The 7,164-nt window shown below is 37.4% G+C and carries 6 protein-coding genes and 1 tRNA gene; 1 reads left to right on the top strand and 6 read right to left on the bottom strand.

What is annotated here, in order from left to right; genetic code table 11:
• Positions 1 to 48: 48 nt before the first annotated feature.
• The 5 genes from nrdD to ACUVXA_RS13610 form a co-directional block, all read right to left on the bottom strand.
• A complete protein-coding gene (nrdD, locus tag ACUVXA_RS13590) occupies positions 49 to 2,322 on the bottom strand; it encodes an anaerobic ribonucleoside-triphosphate reductase (RefSeq protein WP_445871818.1) in 2,274 nt (757 codons plus the stop codon).
• Positions 2,323 to 2,435: 113 nt separating this feature from the next.
• Positions 2,436 to 2,843, bottom strand: a complete 408-nt coding sequence (locus ACUVXA_RS13595; protein WP_445871819.1) for a Zn-ribbon domain-containing OB-fold protein — start codon at positions 2,841 to 2,843, stop codon at positions 2,436 to 2,438.
• A 19-nt stretch (positions 2,844 to 2,862) separates the two neighbouring features.
• Positions 2,863 to 4,017, bottom strand: a complete 1,155-nt coding sequence (locus ACUVXA_RS13600) for a thiolase domain-containing protein (protein ID WP_445871820.1) — start codon at positions 4,015 to 4,017, stop codon at positions 2,863 to 2,865.
• A 353-nt stretch (positions 4,018 to 4,370) separates the two neighbouring features.
• Positions 4,371 to 5,435, bottom strand: a complete 1,065-nt coding sequence (locus ACUVXA_RS13605) for a hydroxymethylglutaryl-CoA synthase (RefSeq protein ID WP_445871823.1) — start codon at positions 5,433 to 5,435, stop codon at positions 4,371 to 4,373.
• A gap of 227 nt (positions 5,436 to 5,662) precedes the next feature.
• Positions 5,663 to 6,340 carry a transcriptional regulator gene (locus tag ACUVXA_RS13610; RefSeq protein ID WP_445871821.1) on the bottom strand — a complete coding sequence of 226 codons (678 nt, stop codon included), beginning with the start codon at positions 6,338 to 6,340 and terminating at the stop codon, positions 5,663 to 5,665.
• Positions 6,341 to 6,520: 180 nt separating this feature from the next.
• Between ACUVXA_RS13610 and ACUVXA_RS13615 the strand changes: the two genes are divergently transcribed.
• Positions 6,521 to 6,621, top strand: a tRNA-Pro gene (locus ACUVXA_RS13615).
• Between the two features lie 107 nt (positions 6,622 to 6,728).
• On the opposite strand, the gene ACUVXA_RS13620 is transcribed toward ACUVXA_RS13615, so the two are convergent.
• Positions 6,729 to 7,164 (bottom strand): integrase core domain-containing protein (locus ACUVXA_RS13620; protein ID WP_445871822.1); only part of this gene is annotated, 436 nt, incomplete at its 5' end.

Consider the following 7,164-nt stretch of genomic DNA (forward strand, 5'->3'; position numbering starts at 1 on the left):
AAAAGGTTTTTTATAATTTGTCTAAAAAGCGAAGCTTATGTAGGTTTTTTAAAAATAGTGATGTTTATCGCTAATTTCTTGTACCTCCCAATTATATTTAAAAGGTAAGTTAAAGTAGTGTCCAATGTTTCGACTATACCTTGCTATATTATTCATAGATGACCCGCATTTTGTACATTTGTTTTGTATACCGTTGAATGATTTTGCACAGTGAAAACAATAAGTTATATCTCTTGTAAATGTAAAGTTACCTACTTGTGTATCTTTACAAATTTTCTCACTTATTTCTATTAAATTATCATAAGATATTTTTTCTTCGAGTGAGATATTCATCAGATGCCCGCCTAAGAGAAGGGGATGAAACATACTTTCTATTTTTATTCTTTCATCTAAAATCAGAGGTGCTGAAACTCGTATATTGCTCGTTGAATAATAGACATTATTGCCAATACCACTCACACTAACATTTTTCTTTCCAAATTTTTCGACATCTAATTTTGCCAATCTATTTACGTAAGAGCCACTTTTAGGTTGAACCACCACCCATCTTAACCCGGTGTTCGTTTTCAACTCACTAGCATACTCATTAAAATACTTTAAAATTCTGAGTGGAAATTTTAAAGAAGCCTCGGTGTTATCTATTGGTGTACCTATATGTTTTTTAACAGCTTCATCCAATCCAACAAAACTTAATGAAAGCGTCGAATTATCTACTCTGTAATATACTTCACCATCCAGATTAGAAGTTAGGGCAGGAAGTGTTTTGTCGTTAAACATTCGTTCTCTTATTGCTTGTGATTTTATTTCAAGTATAGTTGAGGCCATATCCAGTCTTTCGCGAAGCAGCTCAAAAAAAAGTTCGTCATCATTGTTTGACTCATAAGCGATTCTAGGCAGATTAACAATCACTGTGCCCAAATTCCCAGTTCTTTGCGTATCAAGCTCCCAGTCTTTACTCCAGTCTGTGCCTAAACGTTCTAAAGCTCCTGTATAATTAATATTATCATTCTGCCATTTTGGTGAAGAGTTTATAAAAAAAGGGTTCCCCCAGCTAGCAGATAATTCAAAAATCTTATCAATGATCGGCAGAACAGAGGCATTCTCCCAAACGTTAGGTCTTAATTTAAAAACCATATTGCAGGTAAGAAATGGCTTACCCGTTAAGTTCTCTTCTTCCATTACAATATCTATTAGAGCGTTAATGAATATTTGAGCTTCTTCCTCAAAATCTTCGTATTTGCCTATAGTTTTACCCTTTGGGCCTATTGCCGGCTTGGATTTTAAATGTTTGGGGGTTATAAGCTCCAAATTAACGCTAATTGAATGATTCATGTTACAGCATAATTCACTAACAAAATAATGAGCAACACTCTTTATTTCATTATAGGACATACCTTTGAGAAAGGGCGCTAGAAAAATGTTAAAATTGTCGATAGATTGTTCACCACTTAAATCGGTTTGAAAAAATTCTATAAACTTTGATAATTGCGAAATTATAGTTTCTGCATTTATTATTCTATTTAGTGGTGTGAATACCCCTCCTTTAGGCCTCAATTCTAAGGATAGCAAACTGTAAATGTCGTGTTGAATGTTATTCGGTCGTAGTATCCAGTAGCTGGCGTCGGGAATATGTATTACCCCAGAAAGGTGAGCATCAGCTATTTCTCTGGGTAAAATCTTTAAAAGCAAATACTGTTCTAAAACAGCATCTCCTGCAAGTTTATGAATTTTCTCAGAATTTGAAAACTCATTTTCAGGGCTTTTTATTATAGTGGTAACATCATAAACAGGAAGCCCTAAGCGGGTTAGTGCATGTCGATACTCCTCTAATCTCTTTTCTAATAATATTGCATTAACAAATTCACGAATTAAGGGAGCGGTTAAATACCCGATTCTAGATTTGAGCAACCGCTCTTCGGCTTCAGTAGCAATGTTTTCTGCAAGTTGTTTGGGGACTCTGGCTTCTCTTACTAATGAGTTTGCAATTTTTTTTCTATCGAATCTTTCTATTGCCAATCTTGATGTTCTAACGTAAAGTTCTCCTTTTTCTTGTCGGCTAAACTCTTCTAACATCCTAATAAATTCAACCGCCTTTTCTCCTAAACCTGTCAATGTATAGTTATTATCTTCATCAACATTGACCAATCGGGCTTTTTTGGCTAATTCCCCAAGATGGTAAGCAAATTTCCCTGCTTCTTTCTTTGTATCCATTTCTAATAGCTGCATAATTTTTGTAAAGGAAAGAGGACTTCTCACACTAAGAATTTTTAATATTTGTATACGAGTTTCACTAGATAATGCAGACAAAACCGCTGAAGTCAACTCCCAATCTTCGGGCTCTCCAGACAACGTTAACCCCCATAGTATTTTACGTCTCAATTATTTTCATATATATTTCCAAACTAAAATATTAAAAAAATTTTTTTAAATAACAGTTAAAAATTCTCTTTCCTAATTAGAGGCCGAAATTTGATTGCATAATAAACCACACCATCTTCTCCCTCTTCTTTTAACTTACGAAGCACAGCCTCTACAGGCATTCCAATAAATATTTCATCAGTGTCGCAATCTGTTAACTGACTAATTATTTTTATTCCGTTCAACAATTCAATTAGAGCTACAGGATATGGTGCGTAAGTTTCAAAATCATAGGGGGGCTTCCAAATATTAGTATAAGATATAACTTTGCCTCTTTGTGGAAAAATTTGTGAACTTAATTCTCTACTTCCACAGCTAGGACAAACGGTTCTAGGTGAAATAAAAGAAAAATTACAATTCCTACAAATAGCTCCTTCCAATCTGTATTTTTGAGGTATTTCCCTCCATACTTTAGGTAATCTCATTTTTTTACCCCTATATCTTTTAAACTCTTTTAAGCACGTGCACTGTTACAATTGAACCTATACCCGCAGCATTATGTATTAAGGCCACTTCTGCAGGGTCTATCTGATTTTTTCCGGCCTGCCCTTGAAGTTGGAGCGCAGATTCTACTGCTTGATAAACCCCAGTAGCACCCATGGGATGGCCCCTCGCCTTAAGACCCCCACTCAAATTAGTTGGTAACGGCCCATTTAAATCAATCAATCCCTCTTCAACAGCATGGCCTACTTTTCCCCTCTCAATAATTCCTAAATCTTCTAAAGCAAGAAATCCAGAAATAGTATAAGAATCATGAACCTCAAAAAAATTAATATCCGAAATTTTTAACTTTGAACTTTCTAACGCAATTTTGGAGGCTTCAACTGTTGCCCTAAAAGTAAGTATGTTTTTTCTATCATAAAGTGCCAAAGTATCACTTGCTTGCCCTGCTCCGGCTATCTCTACGGGATTTTCTGTGAATTCTCGAGCTTTTTCCAAGGGGCAAAGTATAACTGCTGCTGCTCCATCTCCTGTAGGCGCTGTATCAAACAGAGTTACTGGATCAGCAATGGTTTGCATGTTTAAAGCATCTTCTACAGATATTTCATAAGGTAAATGAGCATAGCGGTTACCAGCTGCATGTTTATGCATCTGAACTGCAAAAAGGGCAAAATGTCTTTTACTTACGTTATAGTGATGCATATAGTAACGCATAATTAGTGCAAATTGCCCATCAAGTGATAAGCCATGAAACGCTTCACATTCTTGTTCGATTATCATGGAGCCGATTTTCCTATTTTCCCCGCGGGTGGCTTCAGACATTTTTTCAACTCCCCCCACGAGAACTATATCGTGCAACCCAGAGGAAACGGCTTTGTATCCTTCATAAAGGGCTGCCCCACCAGAACCATCAGCACACTCTAGAAGTATAGATGGTTTAGAATTTAAGCCTATAGAATTAGATAGGAGAGAGGCGATATTCTTCTGGTAAGTCTGTTCACTGGCAGACATATTTCCTATGTACATAGCATCTATACAAGGATTTCCTGCACTCTCTAAAGCATCCAAAGTGGCTTCAGCAAACAATTCTCGGAGTGATTTGTTATAATGATTTCCTACTTTACACATTGATAGTCCACAAATCGCTACGCGTCTCAATTGAAAGCCTCCAATTTTATAGAACACTCGGCAGCAAACGTTAATTTATATTTTTTTAGCAGATATTTAGCTTTACTTAGGCAATTATTCTGAAATACTAGATTTACGAATTCTTATACTTAACTAATCTACAAAAGGACAAATTACCATAAATGAATGGATTTCCGTTCATTTATTCTAATAATTTGATTTTATTTTATGCAGTTAGATTTGTGTTTATAAATACGTACAAATGTTATATTAGAATCTTCCGCAAACCTTAATGCAAAATTTTCATAACTATTATCAATTTTAAATTAAGGGATAATAATCTATTTTTCAAGTTATTTTTTTAAAATATCATTTTGTATTTTTTATATCCCTTTTATAAGTTTACGCCATCTGAGGTAGGTGATATACTCTATATACTTTTTGCGTGAAATATATTCGCTAATTTTAGGAGCAAGTTCTCTTTTTTCCTCAACACCTTCCTCAACTATAATATAAAAAGCATCCGACCCAGCTCCACTACCATAGGAAACCATCAGTATTTTGTCATTTGGCTTTGCTATTTCTAAAATCGCGGTCAGCCCTAACATTGCTGAAGCTGAATAAGTATTACCTATTTCACCAACTAATAACCCAGGCTCAATTTGTTTTTTAGAAAAACCCAAAATATTAGCCGCCCTCAATGGGAATTTACCGTTGGGTTGATGAAGGACAACATAGGTCAAATCAGAACTTTTTAAATCTAATTCATTCATCAAAATACGGGCACAATTTACCGTGTGACTAAAATATCCAGGCTCACCCGTAAATGCTTCTCCATGGCTAGGGTATATCTCGGTGGGGCGTCTCCAAAAATCAGGGGTATCGGTACAGTAAGAATAAGAAGCTTCAATAGTTGCAACCGATTTAGGGGTATTCTTAGTTCCAATAATTAATGCAGCACCACCTGCAGCAGCGGAGAATTCTAAATCATCACCAGGCCTACTTTGAGCTACATCTGCTCCCACAGCAACCCCATACCTAATCATCCCCGATGAAACTAGCCCCATACAGCATTGCAAAGCTTCAGTACCAGCTTTACACGCGAATTCCAAATCAGAGGCTAAGATGTTCGGTGTAGCATTTAACGCCTCCGCAATAATAGTACCTGCGGGCTTCACCGCATAAGTCGGTGACTCTGTGCCAACAAAAATGGCCCTCAAATCTCTTGGATTTATTTGTGCACGAGAAAGGGCGTTCTTCACAGCTTCTGTAGCTATAGTTGTTGTATCCTCATCGGGCCCAGCAACAGATTTTTCTGAGATACCTAAATTTAATTCAACCCGTTCTTTACTTTCTCCCCATATATCACCTAGCTCTTGGATCTTAATTCGGTAACGGGGTATATATGCACCCCAGCCTATAATGCCAACTTTGCGTAAGGGTTTCATAACCCATTTTTCGTTAGTTTTAACACTATTCAATATGAAACCACCTTGGGAAACTGCAAAATCTAAATTTATTTCAACACAGCTTAGCAATTTTTCCTAAATAATCTATCAAAACTACCAAGCCTTTAAAATAGTTACCAATCATCTATACTAATCATCTATAGTGATCTAAGCTACTTTATAAAAATAAATTTATATCAGGGAATAATTTTTGATAATTATTTTAATTATGGAGTAAACTGTCTCAACTCTTTAATTAGATCTTCCACAGACTCTATTTTAGAGATTGCTAAAGGAATACCCTCCTTCTTTGCTAATTCAACCGCTAGAGGATCCGGCTCTGTAAGCCCGTGCAAGACTATTAAGCTCGGTTTAAAAGTGTTAACCTTTATTGTAATTAGAGGAGAACGCCCAGTACTAGCATTGGTAAAAATTACTCCCCTTTCACTAGTCGAATCATATAATTTGAGAAAAGCATCACCTGAAAGCTCTCTAAATGCGCTAATACTATCAATAACTATATATCCTAATAAGTTCCTATCCAGAAATTCTTCCCCCACAACACATTCTGCTCGGATGGTAGCACAAAACTGCCGAGTAATTACAGGTGTCGTAAATTCGCGTACATCCAAAATAATATCCGTAGGAATCTCCACACTCATCAACCGGCTAAAAGCAGCAGTTATTTGACCCCCATTCTTTTCATCAATAGCAAGCAATCCCTCAACAAAGCGTCTTATAGTCTTAGTTCCAGGAGACTTCCTCCGACTCCCCTCGTAATCACTAATAACGGAAGGAGAAACATCCAAATATTCAGCCAAAATAATCTGAGGCACGTGAAATAGTTCTCGCCACTTGCGCATCATCTTGCCTGGATCATCTGAGAGAGAAATTTCACCTGCCACCCTCCGAGCTAATCTCTCGGCATTACTTTTGGAAAGGCTCATATTCAAGTTTCATAGAGGAAATACACATAAATATTTCGGCTATTAACGAAAAAAAAGAGTTGAAAATTTGAAATCCCAAACAAAAATTTTATCTTATGGAAGTAACTTAACTCAAACAGAGTTTTTCCTATTAAAAATGGGCGGATGGTCTAGAATTCTTCATCCCAGAAGAGTGGAAATTTTGGTATGATTCCTGGTTCGGGTCCAGGAGGTCGCCGGTTCAAATCCGGTTCCGCCCACTTAAACTCTTCCAATATGGAAATTTAATTTTAATTTACAAAAAAATTTAAAAAAGTCTACATTCAATTCTTATTTTTAAACAAACCAATTAATCAAATAGATATTGTCAACTTAAGGTTTTTTTCACCTCGAGTGCCTTTTGTAGTTTTTGGATGCAGGTGCCTTTTCGTAAGGGGATGGGGGTATTTTGGTTCAGGGATTGGTGGGGTCTTACGTGGTTGTAGTAGTAGGCGTAGAAGCGGAGGAAGGTGCGGGCGTTCTCCAGTCCTTGGTTGCTCCGGGGGAAGGCGCAGCTGAACACCCGCAGGCTGTCTTTGACGATGCGGAACCAGCGCTCCACGTAGCTGCGTACACCGCCTTTTACCCGCATCTGTCGGGCTCCCACGCTTCGGGCCGCCCAGGGGTACCATTTTCCCCCCTCGGTTAGAAACCGTACTTCTCGACCGTACTTTTCCATGAGTTTCTTCATGAAGCTCGCCGCCACCAGCCCGTTTCTAGACTTGAGGTAGACCTCCAGGACCACCCGTCTATGGGGGTCCAAG

It is taken from the genome of Candidatus Jordarchaeum sp., assembly GCF_052745115.1.